General features: G+C 41.3%; 17 protein-coding genes. 16 read left to right on the top strand and 1 reads right to left on the bottom strand.

Features of this window, described 5'->3' with window-relative positions; genetic code table 11:
* Positions 1-134 precede the first annotated feature (134 nt).
* The 3 genes from OC530_RS05135 (at position 135) to OC530_RS10210 (ending at position 2,831) form a co-directional block, all read left to right on the top strand.
* Positions 135-884 (top strand): ABC transporter ATP-binding protein, encoded by a 750-nt coding sequence (locus tag OC530_RS05135; protein WP_173214098.1) that lies wholly within the window; start codon positions 135-137, stop codon positions 882-884.
* A complete protein-coding gene (locus tag OC530_RS05130; protein ID WP_112444099.1) occupies positions 865-2,499 on the top strand; it encodes a hypothetical protein in 1,635 nt (544 codons plus the stop codon). The genes OC530_RS05135 and OC530_RS05130 overlap by 20 nt, the downstream gene beginning before the upstream one ends.
* 71 nt (positions 2,500-2,570) lie before the next feature.
* A complete protein-coding gene (locus OC530_RS10210) occupies positions 2,571-2,831 on the top strand; it encodes a hypothetical protein (RefSeq protein ID WP_316043869.1) in 261 nt (86 codons plus the stop codon).
* A 223-nt stretch (positions 2,832-3,054) separates the two neighbouring features.
* Here the strand turns inward: OC530_RS10210 and OC530_RS05125 are convergent, their stop codons facing one another.
* Complete coding sequence (locus OC530_RS05125; protein ID WP_173233425.1) at positions 3,055-5,172, bottom strand: LTA synthase family protein; 2,118 nt, start codon at positions 5,170-5,172, stop codon at positions 3,055-3,057.
* Between the two features lie 149 nt (positions 5,173-5,321).
* Between OC530_RS05125 and OC530_RS05120 the strand changes: the two genes are divergently transcribed.
* The 13 genes from OC530_RS05120 (at position 5,322) to psr (ending at position 16,322) form a co-directional block, all read left to right on the top strand.
* Entirely contained in the window at positions 5,322-6,485 is a 1,164-nt protein-coding gene (locus OC530_RS05120; protein ID WP_262080168.1) for a class I SAM-dependent rRNA methyltransferase, read from the top strand.
* Entirely contained in the window at positions 6,482-7,159 is a 678-nt protein-coding gene (gene aroD, locus OC530_RS05115; protein ID WP_262080166.1) for a type I 3-dehydroquinate dehydratase, read from the top strand. The genes OC530_RS05120 and aroD overlap by 4 nt, the downstream gene beginning before the upstream one ends.
* Entirely contained in the window at positions 7,149-8,003 is an 855-nt protein-coding gene (locus OC530_RS05110; RefSeq protein ID WP_173233366.1) for a shikimate dehydrogenase, read from the top strand. The genes aroD and OC530_RS05110 overlap by 11 nt, the downstream gene beginning before the upstream one ends.
* Before the next feature lie 18 nt (positions 8,004-8,021).
* Positions 8,022-9,089: a 3-dehydroquinate synthase gene (gene aroB, locus OC530_RS05105; protein ID WP_173233369.1), complete on the top strand. Its 1,068-nt coding sequence runs from the start codon at positions 8,022-8,024 to the stop codon at positions 9,087-9,089.
* Positions 9,090-9,098: 9 nt separating this feature from the next.
* A complete protein-coding gene (gene aroC, locus OC530_RS05100) occupies positions 9,099-10,265 on the top strand; it encodes a chorismate synthase (protein WP_173233371.1) in 1,167 nt (388 codons plus the stop codon).
* A 9-nt stretch (positions 10,266-10,274) separates the two neighbouring features.
* Positions 10,275-11,378, top strand: coding sequence for a prephenate dehydrogenase (locus tag OC530_RS05095; RefSeq protein ID WP_112444086.1), 1,104 nt, complete (start codon positions 10,275-10,277; stop codon positions 11,376-11,378).
* Between the two features lie 10 nt (positions 11,379-11,388).
* Positions 11,389-11,538 carry a hypothetical protein gene (locus tag OC530_RS05090; protein ID WP_173214114.1) on the top strand — a complete coding sequence of 50 codons (150 nt, stop codon included), beginning with the start codon at positions 11,389-11,391 and terminating at the stop codon, positions 11,536-11,538.
* Between the two features lie 144 nt (positions 11,539-11,682).
* Entirely contained in the window at positions 11,683-11,970 is a 288-nt protein-coding gene (locus OC530_RS05085; RefSeq protein ID WP_173214116.1) for a hypothetical protein, read from the top strand.
* A 53-nt stretch (positions 11,971-12,023) separates the two neighbouring features.
* Complete coding sequence (locus OC530_RS05080; protein ID WP_000065980.1) at positions 12,024-12,362, top strand: YlbF/YmcA family competence regulator; 339 nt, start codon at positions 12,024-12,026, stop codon at positions 12,360-12,362.
* A gap of 91 nt (positions 12,363-12,453) precedes the next feature.
* The gene (aroA, locus tag OC530_RS05075) at positions 12,454-13,737 is read left to right on the top strand and encodes a 3-phosphoshikimate 1-carboxyvinyltransferase (RefSeq protein WP_173214118.1); all 1,284 of its coding nucleotides are present in this window, start codon (positions 12,454-12,456) and stop codon (positions 13,735-13,737) included.
* Positions 13,730-14,206, top strand: coding sequence for a shikimate kinase (locus OC530_RS05070; RefSeq protein ID WP_173214120.1), 477 nt, complete (start codon positions 13,730-13,732; stop codon positions 14,204-14,206). Before aroA ends, OC530_RS05070 begins: the two co-directional genes overlap by 8 nt.
* Positions 14,203-15,051: a prephenate dehydratase gene (gene pheA, locus OC530_RS05065; RefSeq protein WP_173214122.1), complete on the top strand. Its 849-nt coding sequence runs from the start codon at positions 14,203-14,205 to the stop codon at positions 15,049-15,051. The genes OC530_RS05070 and pheA overlap by 4 nt, the downstream gene beginning before the upstream one ends.
* Complete coding sequence (gene psr, locus OC530_RS05060; protein ID WP_164226467.1) at positions 15,048-16,322, top strand: polyisoprenyl-teichoic acid--peptidoglycan teichoic acid transferase Psr; 1,275 nt, start codon at positions 15,048-15,050, stop codon at positions 16,320-16,322. Before pheA ends, psr begins: the two co-directional genes overlap by 4 nt.
* Positions 16,323-16,388: the final 66 nt, after the last annotated feature.

The following is a 16,388-nucleotide window of genomic DNA, read 5'->3' as shown; positions in this document are numbered from 1 at the left end:
AGTATCTCTTGGCGCAAACGTTTGCGTAAGAATAGAAGGAAACTATTGTATCTACTTAAAATAAAGTGTTGATTTTTTTGTATCAAAGTGCTAGTATAATAGTATGTAATATAGATAAAGATAGGAGTCATCCCATGATTGAATTTCAAAATGTTAGTAAGTTGTATGGTGATAAAGAGGCTTTGAGCAATCTCAATTTGCAGATTGAAAATGGGGAGATTATGGGCTTGATTGGCCATAACGGTGCTGGAAAATCGACTACCATAAAATCCCTAGTCAGTATCATTTCGCCCAGCAGTGGTCGTATTTTGGTAGATGGTCAGGATTTATCGGAAAATCGCTTGGCTATTAAACGAAAGATTGGCTACGTTGCAGACTCGCCTGACTTATTTTTACGCTTAACGGCCAATGAATTTTGGGAATTGATTGCCTCATCCTATGATTTGAGCAGCTCTGACTTGGAGGCTAGTCTAGCTAGGCTATTGAACGTTTTTGATTTTGCTGAAAACTGCTATCAGGTTATTGAAACCCTTTCTCACGGAATGCGTCAGAAAGTCTTTGTCATCGGAGCACTCTTGTCCGATCCCGATATTTGGGTCTTGGACGAACCCTTGACAGGTTTGGATCCCCAGGCTGCCTTTGATTTGAAGCAAATGATGAAGGAGCATGCGCAAAAAGGCAAGACAGTCTTGTTTTCAACCCATGTCCTAGAGGTGGCAGAGCAAGTCTGTGATCGGATTGCCATTTTGAAAAAGGGGCATTTGATTTATTGTGGTAGCGTAGAGGACTTGAGAAAAGACCACCCAAACCAGTCTTTAGAAAGTATCTATCTTAGCCTTGCTGGTAGAAAAGAGGAGGTTTCAGATGCGTCTCAAGGTCATTAAAAAATTAGTTGATATCAATATCCTCTATTCATCTCAAGAAGCTAATCTGGCTAACCTACGAAAGAAGCAAGCTAAGAATCCTGAGAAAAAAGTAAATGTTTCCGCTAGAGTCCTAAGTTCTTACATTTTTTCTAGTCTCTTGATGCTTTTCATGTTTATAAATATAGCCTTTCGTTTTCCTTTTGAGGAAATACCAAGTTTTTTTAGTAGCATGGTTGCTATTTTACTGGTGCTTGCCTTTTCAACTTCTTTCACTGCATTTTACAATGTCTTTTATGAGAGTAAGGACTTGGCATCGTATAGGCCCTATGCCTTTAAAGAATCAGAGATTATAATTGCTAAAGGACTGTCTGTTCTCTTGCCAGCTCTAGCTGGAATTGTACCAATCCTAGCTTATTTTCTAGTCCTCTATATTAGGCTAGCTCCTTCTCTTTGGCTGGGCTTGCCTTTGATGCTGCTGTCCTTGGCCTTATTATTTGTCTCTGTTACTTTAGTGATGGTAGTGGCAGTACATTTCTTGGCTCAGACTAGGGTCTTCAGAAAGTATCAGTCTATTTTTTCGAATGTGATGATTGGGATAGGAGTTCTCATACCTTTAATATTTGTCCTCTTTCTACAGTCGACTTTTGGAAGTATTGTTGACAAAGTTAGAGACATTCCATTTCTCCTTTATCCTCTTCATATCTTTTACAAAATAGCAGTGGAGCCTTTTTCGACAGAAGCCATACTGGGTCTGCTCGCTTGGATAACTCTAACTGTCTTCTTACTTTACCTGACCAAAAAGAAGGTTCTTCCTCATTTTTATGACGTGATTCTGCTTAACAGTGAGGAGAAGGTCAAGAAAGAACGTCGCAGTAAGGAGAGAATTTCAACTACTAAAAAAGGATTTTTCCGTATGGTTTTACGCTACCACCTCACCCTCTTGGGACAGGGGACTGGCGTGATTACAGTGCTTTTTACAAGTGCTTTCCTTCCTTATCTCATGATGATTGGTCTGATTTCCAAAATCCGAGATTCTCAGATAGTTCCAGACATTCATCCTCCATACTGGTTACCCTTGTTTTTTGTAGGAGTGTTTATAGCAGTTGTCAATAACAATATCACCAGCCTGCATTCAATTGCCTTGTCCTTGGAGAGAGAAAATGTTGATTTTCTTAAGAGTTTACCCTTTGACTTTGCTCGTTATGTGAAAGTGAAATTTTGGATTATATTTGCTGTCCAGTCCTTTTTACCAGTCCTGACTTTACTTGGTCTTTCTCTATATCTAGGCTTGCCCATCCTTTCGATGATTTACCTTATTGTGGCCTGGATCTTTGCAAGTGTCATCCTTTCTTGCCACCATTACCTTAAGGACGTTAAAAATCTGTCAACCAATTGGAGTAACATTACGGACCTGGTGAACCGTTCAAATCGTATAGTAGCAATAGTTTTACTCTTAATTTATAGTGTTATCTTAATGGCCCTTGTAATAGGGAGCTTATTCTTGGTTCGGTCTCTCTCCCCTATCCTTGCCATTAGCTTGGGAGTAGGAGCTCTTATCCTCTTGCTTGGTCTTGCTATTTTTGGCTATCATTACTACCTGTCACGCATATTGGCAGAAATAGAAAAAAGATGAGATAGTTGGTCGCTTGCTTGATAAATTTAATTCGACAAACGCTTTTATAGTTTGTTAGAATGTAGTTGTAAATGATTAAGATTGGTAATCAAAAATATATAGGGAGGAATGTTTTGAATAAGAAATATAATCTAGTTCTATTATTGTTGTTTATAGTTTATTTATTGGGATATTTTTCAATTTCAAAAACGTTCATTCCTATAATGTGTGTGATCCAAGTATTTTTGATAGAACATATATTTAAAGTTCGAAATAGAATGATGCAAATAGGTGAAATTTTAATTATTGTTGCTTCTATAATATTATTTATTGATAGTATATTTAGTTTGTAACAAAAGGCTTTTCTATAAAATCAAATTTTCCAGATACCTGCTGAAGCTGATTTATATCCTAATATTTCTTCTACTATCTTCGTCACTAAACTTGACAGACATATATTGCAGGTACAACCTCTCTACCTACAATCTTACAGGTTAGTTTCTTAGTTTGTTATTTGATTTTCATTGAATTTTATTTTATAAAAAGAAATGCTCCTCCACGATGGAAGAGCATCTTTTATTGTGATTTTGATTCGGTTTCGGCCGACTCGGGATGGAGTTCTTGGTAACTTGGTGCCTTGAAAAGGTCAGTACTGGTCTTACCTTGTCGTTGGCTAAAGAGACTGTTTGATTGACTACCTTTTTCCTGCTCAATCTTTTGAAGAATTGGTAAAGAATTGAGGTAAGAAATACTTTCAGTATCAACTTTTCCAAGATGATCTTTTTGGTAAAAACGTATCAAATCGCCAGTTTGAATCTGGTCGCTGATTTTCAGCTGTTGACTGGCTGCCTGTCGAACGCTTTCCAGTTCGGTCTGAGCTTGTTCATCAAGATTGCTGATTTCAAGACCGCTTTCAGTATAGTAGGTTCGTCCGTCGTAGTTGGTATATTTTGGTGTGACGAAGGAATTGGCAGTTCGAAAGGCAACGATTTCTTGGTGGTCTGGTGATAGGAGGTCTTGGCCGACTTGAAGGAAGGAATTGGACTCAATACCAAGGAGGTGTTCGAGAGTTGGTAAGATATCGATTTGTCCACCGTAGGTATTGATGATTTGTCCTTTTTCATAGCCAGGCATGACCACCATAAAAGGCACTCGTTGCAACATGGCATTGTCGTAATTCGACCAGTTCTCAGAAGTCTTGCCAATCAAGGGTGCCAGCTCAGGATTGCGGGAGTTGGAAATCCCATAATGGTCTCCGTAGATGACGATGATGGATTTTTCATAGAGGCCACTTTCTTTGAGATAGTCAAAGAAGGCCTTGATAGCACTGTCCAGATAGTTAGCTGTTTGGAAGTAGCCATTGATGGTTTCATCTTTGGTTTTAGCCAAGGGGAAACCAAGCTCATCGCCTGTCAGATTGCTAGCATAGGGATAGTGATTGGACACCGTGATATACTTAGCATAAAAAGGTTGCTGTAAATGCTCCAGATACTGAATAGAATCTTTCATCATGATTTTATCATTTAAACCATATTGGAAAGAGTTGCTACTGTCTTGCTTGGTGAAGTAGGAAGCATCAAAGAAGTATTGGTAGCCCCATTGCTTGTAGGTCGTATTTCGGTTCCAGAAGGTCCCGATATTGCCGTGAAAGACAGCACTTGATTGGTAGCCGTTTTTTGATAGGATAAAAGGCGCAGCTTGCTGGGTATTGGTACCTCCATAGTTGACCATGAAGGAACCTTGGTCAAGTCCAAACAAACCAGTTTCCAGCATGGTTTCCGCATCTGAGGTCTTCCCAGCCTTGACTTGGTTAAAGATATTCGAAAAGGCTAGGGTTGATTGCGAATGGTAGAGGGAGTTGAGGAAGGGAGTGACTTCATGCTCAGTTCCATCTATGTTGAGTTTATAGTCAAGCAGGAACTGCTGGAAGCTCTCCAAGTGGAGATAAATCACATTTTTCCCTTTGGCTAAGCCGAAATAGTCTGGATTGGGCTTAGCCGAATGTTCTTGAATATAATCTGTAATAGGTTGAAGGTCGGTCTCAGAGGCCTTAGCACGTTCTTTGTTGGCGCTATAGGATTGATTGGCACTATAACCTAAAAAGGCGGGCAAACTAAGGGCACGAACAATATAATAATTAGAAAATCCTCGCGACAGGAGATCGGGACGCTCAATTTCAGCCAAGAAAAGATTAGCAGAAAAGAGCAGGGCTGAGAGTGCAGTGATAGCAACACTTGAGCGGAATTTGAAAGGTCTCCTATCCAGCTGGATGAATTTTTTATAGAAAAGGAAAGCCAGCAATGGGAAATCCATAAAATAGATGAAATCCCAAAAGCGCAGTAACTCTAGTTCTGCAGTACCAACAGACACCTTGCTGACCACCTTCATGGTATTAGCCGTGATAAAGTCGCTAAATTCTCGATAGTAAAAGACATTGGAATAAAGCCAAATGAATAAAAGGCTATAAATAGCTATACTCAGGCCATAAAAAATCTTGGTTGAGCGAGCATAGAGGGCTAGAGCCAGCAGGAGTAGCCCCAAAGGAAGGGGATTGAAAAAGGCGATAAAGGCAAGGTAATTTCCCTGCAACTTGCCCACTTGAATATCTAAATTAAAGTCAACGGCATAGGCTAATAAGGTTTTGAGCCAATAGAGGATTAAAAGGGTTAGGACAAAACCCAGTCTGGTACCCATGGCTTTTTGGATTTTGTTAAAATTGCTTTTCACACATTTACTTCCTAATTTTTTATTAGTATTAGTATACCATTTTTTAAAAGAAGAGTAAAAAAGCAAGGGTAGTTTCTTTTTTGAGAATTGGCTAAAAGTTTGATATAATGTTAGTTATGAATAGAATAAGAGTCAGCAAAAGGCTTGAAAAGAAGCTCGCTAAGGGGCTAGTTTTACTAGAAGCCAGTGATCTTGAGAATGTCAATCTCAAGGATCAGGAAGTAGAAGTCCATAGTCAAGATGGAACCTTTCTTGGTACTGTCTACCTTTCCCAGCAAAACAAGGGCTTGGGCTGGTTTGTTAGTAAGGACAAGGTGGCCTTCAATCAAGCTTTCTTTGAAACGCTGTTTAGACAAGCTAAAGAAAAGAGAAGCGCCTACTATCAAGATGAATTGACAACTGCCTTTCGTCTCTTCAACCAAGAGGGAGATGGCTTTGGCGGTCTGACAGTGGACCTTTATGGCGACTATGCCGTCTTTTCTTGGTATAACTCTTATGTTTATCAGATTCGTCAGACAATCTCAGAAGCTTTTAGACAGGTTTTTCCTGAGGTTTTAGGAGCCTATGAGAAGATTCGCTTTAAGGGTTTGGACTATGAATCTGCCCATGTTTATGGTCAAGAAGCACCTGACTTTTTCACTGTTTTGGAAAATGGTGTTCTGTATCAAGTCTTTATGAACGATGGCTTGATGACAGGGATTTTCCTAGACCAGCATGAAGTTCGCGGTAGTTTAGTGGATGGATTGTCTATGGGTAAATCCTTGCTCAATATGTTTTCCTACACAGCAGCCTTTTCAGTAGCTGCAGCTATGGGAGGAGCTAGCCAGACAACTTCTGTTGACCTAGCTAAACGTTCACGAGAATTGTCTCAAGCGCATTTTCAGGCAAATGGAATCAGCACAGACGACCATCGTTTTATAGTCATGGATGTCTTTGAATATTTCAAATATGCCAAACGAAAAGGCTTGACCTACGATGTCATTGTCCTAGATCCGCCTAGCTTTGCTCGGAACAAAAAACAAACGTTCTCTGTGGCCAAGGATTATCACAAGTTGATCTCTCAGAGTCTTGAGATTTTAAATCCGGGCGGTATTATTATTGCCAGTACCAATGCTGCCAATGTTTCCCGTCAGAAATTTACAGAACAAATTGATAAAGGCTTTGCAGGAAGAAGTTATCAGATTTTAAATAAATATGGTCTTCCAGCAGATTTCGCCTATAATAAAAAAGATGAAAGTAGTAATTACCTCAAGGTGATTAGTATGAAGGTTAGTAAATGAAATTGATCGTTTCAGTAATGCCAAGAAGTTTAGAGGAGGCCCAGGCTCTGGATGCCACGAGGTATCTGGATGCCGACATCATTGAATGGCGTGCCGACTATCTGCCTAAGGAAGCGATTTTGCAGGTGGCTCCAGCTATTTTTGAAAAATTCGCAGGTCGTGAGTTGGTTTTCACGCTGAGAACTCGTTCTGAAGGGGGAGAAATCGACCTTTCTCCAGAAGAATATATCCATCTAATCAAGGAAGTGGCGCAACTCTATCAACCAGACTATATTGATTTTGAATACTATACCTACAAGGATGTTTTTGAGGAAATGCTGGACTTCCCAAATCTCGTTTTGAGTTACCATAATTTCCAAGAAACACCTGAGAACATGATGGAAATCTTGTCAGAGTTGACGAGCTTAAATCCAAAACTTGTTAAAGTTGCGGCTATGGCTCACACGGAGCAGGATGTCTTAGACTTGATGAACTATACACGAGGCTTTAAAACCCTCAATCCTGAACAGGAGTATGTAACTATTTCTATGGGCAAGGTGGGCAAGGTCTCTCGTATCACTGCGGATGTGACAGGTTCTAGCTGGTCCTTTGCTAGTCTGGATGAGGCTAGTGCCCCTGGTCAGATTTCTCTAGCTAACATGAAAAAAATCAGGGAGATTTTGGATGAAGCTTGATGGCTATACACGTTTAGCTGCAGTTGTTGCCAATCCTATTAAGCACTCTATTTCTCCCTTCATCCACAATAGGGCCTTTGAGGCGACAGCTACCAATGGTGCTTACGTGGCTTGGGAGATTGAAGCGGCTGACTTGGAAGTCACAGTGGCCAATATTCGTCGCTACCAGATGTTTGGCATCAACCTGTCCATGCCCTATAAGGAGCAGGTGATTTCTTATTTAGATGAATTGAGCGATGAAGCGCGCTTGATTGGTGCGGTTAATACGGTTGTCAATGAGAATGGCAATTTAATTGGATATAATACAGATGGCAAGGGATTTTTTAAGAGCTTGCCTTCTTTTACAATTACAGGTAAGAAGATGACCCTGCTGGGTGCAGGTGGTGCGGCCAAGTCTATCTTGGCACAAGCTATTTTGGACGGCGTCAGTCAGATTTCGGTCTTTGTTCGTTCAGTTTCTATGGAAAAAACAAGACCTTACCTAGACAAGTTACAGGAGCAAACAGGCTTTAAAGTGGACTTGTACGCTTTAGAAGATGTTCCTAAACTGCAAGCAAGGATTGCTGAGTCGGATTTACTGGTCAATGCCACCAGTGTGGGCATGGATGGTCAATCATCCCCAGTTCCTGAAAGCATCAATTTGCCAGAAACTATCTTGGTGGCAGATATTATTTATCAACCCTTTGAAACGCCATTTTTAAAATGGGCCAGAAGTCAGGGCAAACCAGCGGTTAATGGTCTGGGAATGTTGCTCTATCAAGCTGCAGAAGCTTTTCAACTGTGGACAGGCAAGGAAATGCCAACAGAAGAGATTTGGCAGTCTTTAACAGAAAAATACCAATAAAGAAAAGGAGATTCTCCTATGAAAATCAGAATCGATATTCCTCATCATCCTTATGATATTCAGATTGAAAAAGGTTGTCTGGCTCAGGCTGGTCAATGGTTGCGAGAACTCTGGCAACCACAAAAGGTAGTCATTGTGACAGATAACCATGTAGCTTCTCTTTATGCAGAGAAGGTCAAGCTCAGCCTAGAAGATGCTGGTTTTCAGGTAGCTGTTTTTGACTTTTTAGAAGGGGAAGAAAGAAAGAATTTAACCACTGTTCAGAAAGTCTATGAATTCCTAGTTAAGCAGGGGTTGACTCGTAGCGATGGAATCGTGGCTCTCGGTGGTGGTGTCGTTGGGGACTTGGCTGGTTTTGTAGCCTCTACCTATATGCGGGGCATTCATTTTGTTCAGATACCGACTAGCTTAACAGCCCAGGTGGATTCTTCTATTGGTGGAAAGACGGGTGTTAACACTCCATTTGCCAAGAATATGGTAGGAACTTTTGCCCAACCAGATGGGGTTTTGATTGACCCACTTGTTCTTGAAACGCTTGGAAAAAGAGAGTTGATTGAAGGGATGGGTGAGGTTATCAAGTATGGCTTGATTGAGGATCCAGAACTGTGGGCTCTCTTGACGGAGCTGGATGGTACTGTAGAGAGCATTCTGGAACATGCGGAGACTTTGATTGAACATTCTTGTCAGGTCAAGCGCAAGATGGTGGTTGAGGATGAGTTGGACAATGGTGTTCGCCTTTACCTCAATTTTGGCCACACTATTGGCCATGCCATCGAAGCGACTGCCGGTTATGGCAAGGTCATGCATGGAGAGGCTGTAGCTATGGGAATGGTACAGATTTCCAAGGTAGCTGAGGGAAAAGGCCTTATGCCAGAAGGGATAACCCAGTCTATTACAGCTATGTGTCAGAAATTTGGACTACCTGTTGACTATGAAAACTGGGATGTTGACAAGCTTTATCAGGCTTTGACTCATGATAAGAAAGCGCGTGGCAATACCTTGAAATTGGTCTTGGTACCAGAGCTTGGTTCAGCGACTATTCACCCAGTTTCTCTGGAAGAGATGAAAGACTACTTGGTAAAATAAGGAGAGTGTATGAGATATTTAACTGCAGGAGAATCACACGGTCCCCGTCTGACAGCTATTATTGAGGGAATTCCAGCTGGACTACCTTTGACAGCAGAGGATATCAATGAGGACCTTAAACGCCGTCAGGGTGGTTACGGTCGTGGTGGCCGTATGAAGATTGAGAGCGACCAAGTTGTCTTTACTTCAGGCGTTCGTCATGGGAAGACGACAGGGGCTCCCATTACCATGGATGTCATCAATAAGGACCACCAAAAATGGCTGGACATTATGTCTGCGGAGGACATTGAAGACCGTCTTAAAAGCAAACGAAAAATCACCCATCCTCGCCCAGGTCATGCTGATTTGGTTGGGGGCATCAAGTACCGTTTTGATGATTTGCGTAATTCCTTGGAGCGTTCATCAGCTCGTGAAACCACCATGCGAGTGGCAGTCGGAGCAGTAGCTAAACGCCTCTTGGCTGAGCTGGATATGGAGATTGCCAACCATGTCGTAGTCTTTGGTGGCAAGGAAATCGATGTACCTGAAAATCTGACAGTCACTGAGATTAAGGAAAGAGCTGCCCAGTCTGACGTTTCTATTGTCAACCAAGAAAGAGAACAGGAAATCAAGGATTATATTGACCAAATCAAACGTGACGGTGATACCATCGGTGGGGTTGTGGAGACAGTCGTTGGAGGTGTTCCAGTTGGTCTTGGTTCCTATGTCCAATGGGACAGAAAATTGGATGCACGATTAGCCCAAGCTGTTGTCTCTATAAATGCCTTTAAAGGGGTAGAATTTGGTCTTGGATTTGAGGCTGGTTATTGTAAAGGAAGCCAGGTCATGGATGAAATTCTCTGGTCTAAAGAAGACGGCTATACTCGCCGTACAAACAATCTAGGTGGCTTTGAAGGCGGTATGACTAATGGGCAACCGATTGTTGTTCGTGGCGTCATGAAGCCCATTCCTACTCTCTACAAACCACTCATGAGTGTGGATATCGAAACCCATGAACCCTACAAGGCAACTGTGGAGAGAAGTGATCCGACTGCTCTTCCAGCTGCAGGTGTAGTTATGGAAGCTGTTGTGGCAACGGTTTTAGCACAAGAAATCCTCGAAAAATTCTCATCAGACAATCTAGAGGAATTAAAAGAAGCAGTGGTCAAGCACCGAGACTATACAAAGAACTATTAAGGAGTTTCTATGGCAAAAACAGTCTATATCGCGGGCCTTGGATTGATTGGTGCCTCGATGGCCCTTGGTATCAAACGCGATCATCCAGATTATGAAATTTTAGGTTATAATCGCAGTCAAGCTTCGAGAGATATTGCCTTGAAAGAAGGCATGATTGACCGTGCAACGGATGATTTTGCTAGTTTTGCTCCTTTGGCAGATATCATCATTCTCAGCTTGCCAATCAAGCAAACCATTGCTTTCATTAAGGAGTTGGCCAACTTGGACTTAAAAGAAGGCGTGATTATCTCAGATGCTGGTTCGACCAAGTCAGCCATTGTAGATGCGGCGGAGAACTATTTAGCTGGTAAGCCTGTTCGCTTTGTCGGGGCCCATCCCATGGCTGGTAGTCACAAGACAGGGGCTGCTTCTGCGGATGTCAATCTTTTTGAAAATGCCTATTATATCTTTACACCTTCGAGGCTGACAAGTCCTGACACACTTGAGGAAATGAAGGACTTACTTTCAGGTCTTCATGCTCGTTTTATCGAGATTGATGCCAAGGAGCACGATCGAGTCACTTCTCAGATTAGCCATTTTCCTCATATTCTGGCTTCTAGTCTCATGGAACAGACCGTGGTCTATGCTCAAGAACATGAGATGGCAAGGCGTTTTGCTGCCGGTGGTTTTCGAGATATGACCCGAATTGCGGAAAGCGAGCCAGGTATGTGGACCTCCATTCTCTTGTCCAATCGTGAAACAATTTTAGATAGAATTGGGGATTTCAAGGAGCGTTTGGACGAGATTGGACAAGCTATCAGTAAGGGTGATGAAAACCAAATCTGGAACTTTTTCAACCAAGCGCGTGAGCAACGTCAGGCCATGGAAATTCATAAGCGTGGTGGTGTGGATAGTTCTTACGACCTCTATGTCGACGTTCCCGATGAAGAAGATGTCATCTTGAGGATTTTGGAACTACTACGTGGAACTTCCTTGGTCAATATTCATATCAACGAGGAAAACCGTGAGGATATTCACGGGATTCTACAAATTTCATTTAAAAATGCTCAAGACTTGGAAAGAGCTGAGCATCTAATAACAGAAAATACCGACTACACAGTCGTTGTCAAATAAGGAGAAAAATATGCCTAAAATAGAGCCTAGATTCATATTTGGTATTATCTTTATTTCTTTTATCTTACTTAGAGCTTACGCTGTTAAAAAAGATGTGAAAACTACTTCAGAAGCTAGTGTTGAGACAAAAAATGAACCATCCAACAAGGAAATAAGTTAAGAGAAAACCAATTCAAAGTATGTAGACGATAGAATTATTAATGAGTTTATCAATAGCTATAATCAAAATTCTAATAGCCCATTGGAAAATATCAAAAAAGGAAATATAAAAATAAAATATTTCGCATCAAGCTACGGATACTACTTGGAACTTTTACATGCAAATGATACTGCTAAAATCAACGTAACAATAAATCAGACAAATGAAAATAGTGAATCTGGTGTTGCAGGAATGAAAGAAGTATTTCATGATATTGTTAAATCGATTGAATCATCCTTATCTGATGATGAGATAGAGAACTATTTTGATAATCTTATGTCAAATGAAATAAAAACAGGTTCTAATTTAGGAACTTTGAAGATCGAGTATATACCAGATAAGGAATTAAGGAATGGACATTCAAGAGGTCATATAAAAGTGATTGCACAATAATAAAGACCACAGAGTGACTAGTAATTTTAAAAGAAATGAATAAGGAGAACATCATGTCAAATATTTACGATAGTGCAAACGAACTCAGTCGCGGCCTACGCGAATTACCAGAATACAAGGCTGTCAAAGCGGCTAAAGATGCGATTTCAGCAGATGCTGAGGCAAGCAAAATCTTTACAGAATATGTTGCTTTCCAAGAGGAAATTCAAAGATTAGCGCAGACAGGTCAAATGCCAGATGCATCCTTCCAAGCGAAAATGGAAGGCTTTGGTAAACAGATTCAAGGAAATAGCCTCTTGTCAGAATTCTTTACTAAGCAACAACAATTGGCAATTTACCTTTCTGACATTGAAAAAATTGTTTTTGAACCAGTTTCAGAATTGCTAAAATAAGAAAATAACTATCATAAAGTCAGGAATTTTTAAGGAATTTCTGACTTTTTATGATAAAATAAGTAAAAGTATTGCAAGTATGAGGTCCAGTATGAAACTAAAAACAAACATTCGCCACTTACATGGCAGTATCCGCGTTCCAGGTGATAAGTCTATCAGCCACCGTTCCATTATCTTTGGAAGTTTGGCTGAGGGTGAGACCAAGGTTTATGATATTCTGCGAGGTGAAGACGTTCTTTCGACCGTGCAGGTTTTTCGTGACCTTGGTGTTGATATTGAGGATAAAGATGGGGTTATTACCATTCAAGGTGTCGGTATGGACGGCCTAAAAGCTCCGCAAAATGCTCTTGATATGGGAAATTCTGGAACCTCGATTCGTCTGATTTCAGGTGTTCTTGCTTGTGCAGACTTTGAAGTAGAAATGTTCGGAGACGACAGTCTATCCAAACGTCCTATGGACCGTGTGACGATTCCACTGAAAAAAATGGGTGTTAACATTTCTGGGCAAGCTGAGCGAGACCTGCCTCCCCTTCACTTAAAAGGGACGAAAAACCTAAGACCTATTCAGTATGAGTTGCCAATTGCCTCTGCCCAAGTTAAGTCAGCCTTGATGTTTGCAGCTTTACAAGCTAAGGGGGAGTCAGTTATTATCGAAAAAGAATGCACCCGTAATCATACTGAAGATATGTTGCAACAATTTGGTGGTCATTTAAGTGTGGACGGCAAGAAAATCACAGTCCAAGGGCCACAAAAATTGACAGGACAAAAGGTGGTTGTTCCAGGAGATATTTCCAGTGCAGCCTTTTGGTTGGTCGCAGGTTTGATTGTTCCAAACTCTCGTCTAGTGCTGCAGAATGTGGGGATCAACGAAACGCGCACCGGTATTATTGATGTCATTCGCGCCATGGGTGGAAAATTGGAAATAACTGAAATCAATCCAGTCGCTAAATCTGCTACTTTGACTGTTGAGTCTTCTGATTTAAAAGGAACAGAGATTGGTGGCGCTTTGATTCCACGTTTGATTGATGAATTGCCTATTATTTCCCTACTTGCGACCCAAGCCCAAGGTGTTACAGTTATCAAGGATGCTGAGGAGCTCAAGGTCAAGGAAACAGACCGCATTCAGGTTGTGGCAGACGCCTTAAATAGCATGGGAGCAGATATTACTCCTACAGCAGATGGAATGATTATCAAAGGAAAATCAGCCCTTCACGGTGCTAGAGTCAATACGTTTGGAGACCATCGTATCGGAATGATGACAGCCATTGCAGCCCTTTTGGTTGCAGATGGAGAGGTGGAGCTTGACCGTGCAGAAGCCATCAATACCAGTTATCCTAGCTTCTTTGATGATTTGGAGAGCTTGATTCATGGCTAAGGTATTACTAGGATTTATGGGGGCTGGCAAATCGACTATTGCAAGAGGCTTGGATCCTAATTACCTTGATATGGATGCCCTGATTGAGAAGCGCCTAGGTATGTCCATTGCGAATTTTTTTGCTGAAAAGGGAGAATCAGCCTTTCGTCGGATAGAATCAGAAGTTCTAGCTGAGTTACTACAAACAGATCAAGTTGTGTCAACTGGTGGGGGAGTGGTTATTTCTCAGCGAAATCGTGACTTACTCAAGACTAATACAGATAACATCTACCTGAAAGCCGATTTTGAAACCCTCTACCATCGTATCGCAGCTGATAAGGACAATCAGCGCCCGCTTTTTCTAAATAATAGTAAGGAAGAACTAGCAACAATTTTCCAAGAAAGACAGGCTTGGTATGAGGAAGTGGCTAGTCGGGTTTTGGATGTGACCAAGTTAAGCCCAGAGGAAATTATAGAGGAACTGAGATGAAAATTGCTTATCTAGGTCCCAAGGGATCATTTTCACACCACGTTGTGCAGACAGCTTTTCCTCATGAGGAATTGCAGGCCTTTGCCAATATTACAGATGTCATCAAGGCTTATGAGCAAGGATTAGTGGACTATTCTGTGGTGCCAGTTGAAAATTCTATTGAGGGTAGTGTTCATGAAACCTTGGACTACCTTTTTCATCAGGCTCGCATTCAAGCAGTTGCAGAAATCGTTCAGCCTATTCATCAGCAGTTGATGGTGGTTCCAGGCCATACTAAGATTGAAAAGATTTTTTCACATCCACAGGCCTTGGCTCAAGGAAAGAAATTCATCGATGAACAGTATCCAGAGGCTCAAATAGAGGTGACTGCTAGTACAGCTTATGCGGCCCGCTTTATTTCCGAACATCCAGATCAGCCCTTTGCAGCAATTGCACCTAGAAGTTCTGCTGAAGAATATGGCTTAGAACTGATTGCCGAGGATATTCAGGAAATGGAAGCCAATTTCACACGCTTCTGGGTTCTGGGAGCTGAAAAGCCTAGTATTCCCTTGCAAGCACAAACTGAGAAAATGAGTTTGGCCCTGACCTTACCTGACAACCTTCCAGGTGCACTCTACAAGGCTCTTTCGACCTTTGCTTGGCGAGGAATTGACCTGACAAAAATTGAAAGTCGTCCACTCAAGACAGCGCTAGGCGAATACTTTTTCATTATCGATGTGGACTATACTGATAAGGACTTGGTTCACTTTGCCCAAAAAGAACTAGAAGCCATCGGAATCCAGTATAAAGTTCTGGGTGCCTATCCTATTTATCCAATATCAGACCATGGAAAGGAGAGAAGATGAGTAAAGAAAATCCTCTCAGTCATCATGAAAAATTACGTTATGATTATTTGCTAAAAAATATTCACTATCTCAATGAGAGAGAAAAAAATGAGTTTGCCTATTTGCAAGAAAAGCTAACTATTGCTAGGGTAAATAGTAGTTCCAGCTTGGAACAAGAAAGAGAAGAGCAGGTTGACTTACCAAGCTATGCGAACCGGAGTCGCTCACAATACAAATCACAAGCACTCTCTGCTCCTCCCAAAAAGAAAAGACGGAAGCTCCGTCTTAAACGCATTTTTATGGTGATTTTTTCACTTTTGGTCTGTGTGGCTTTGGCCATGGTATTCATGTTTTTACGTGGTTACCAAGATGCTAGTGCAAAGAAAACTGCTGATGCCAAGGCAGCACAGGTTCAAGTCTTTAATGGTCAAGATACCAGAGATGGTGTTAATATTTTGATTATGGGGACGGATGGTCGAATCGGCCAAAATAGTGCTGAGACGCGGACTGATTCTATTATGGTATTAAATGTCGGAGGTTCAGATAAGAAAATTAAGCTAGTCAGTTTCATGCGTGACAATTTGGTTTATATAGACGGTTACAGCCAAGTCATTAACGGTAGAAAACAGACGGATAACAAGTTAAACGTAGCCTATGAACTAGGGGAACAAGAAGGACAAAAAGGGGCAGAAATGGTTCGTCAAGTCTTGAAAGATAATTTTGACTTGGACATTAAGTACTATGCCTTGGTCGATTTTCAGGCCTTTGCCACAGCGATTGACACCCTTTTCCCTGATGGGGTGACAATTGATGCCCAATTTTCAACATTAAATGGGCGTCCACTAACAGAAGCTACAGTCGGAGATGATTTACACGCTACTGAGACTGAGTCTCCAACCCAAACCATCAAAGTCGGAAAACAGCAGATGAACGGCTCGACCCTGCTCAATTATGCACGCTTTCGTGATGATGATGAGGCGGATTACGGCCGTACAAAAAGACAGCAGCAAGTTTTAACAGCAATTTTAGAGCAAATTAAAGATCCTACTAAACTTTTCACTGGTTCTGAAGCTCTTGGAAAGGTTTTTGCTATGACCTCAACCAATGCACCCTATACTTTCCTCCTAACAAACGGTTTATCTGTTTTGGATGGAGCAAAAAATGGTATTGAAAAATTGACGATTCCAGAACTGGGTGACTGGGTAGATGCCTACGATGTTTATGGAGGCTTAGGCTTGCTGGTCGATCAAAACAAGTATCAGAATAAATTAGCTCAGATGGGCTTGAGATAAGATAATACTCAATGAAAATCAAAGTTTGATAGCTATTTGGATAGCAATCAGGCTTTGATTTTTTAC

Source organism: Streptococcus sp. Marseille-Q5619 (assembly GCF_946901205.1).
Lineage (GTDB): Bacteria > Bacillota > Bacilli > Lactobacillales > Streptococcaceae > Streptococcus.
This window is presented reverse-complemented; position numbering and strand designations above follow the sequence as displayed.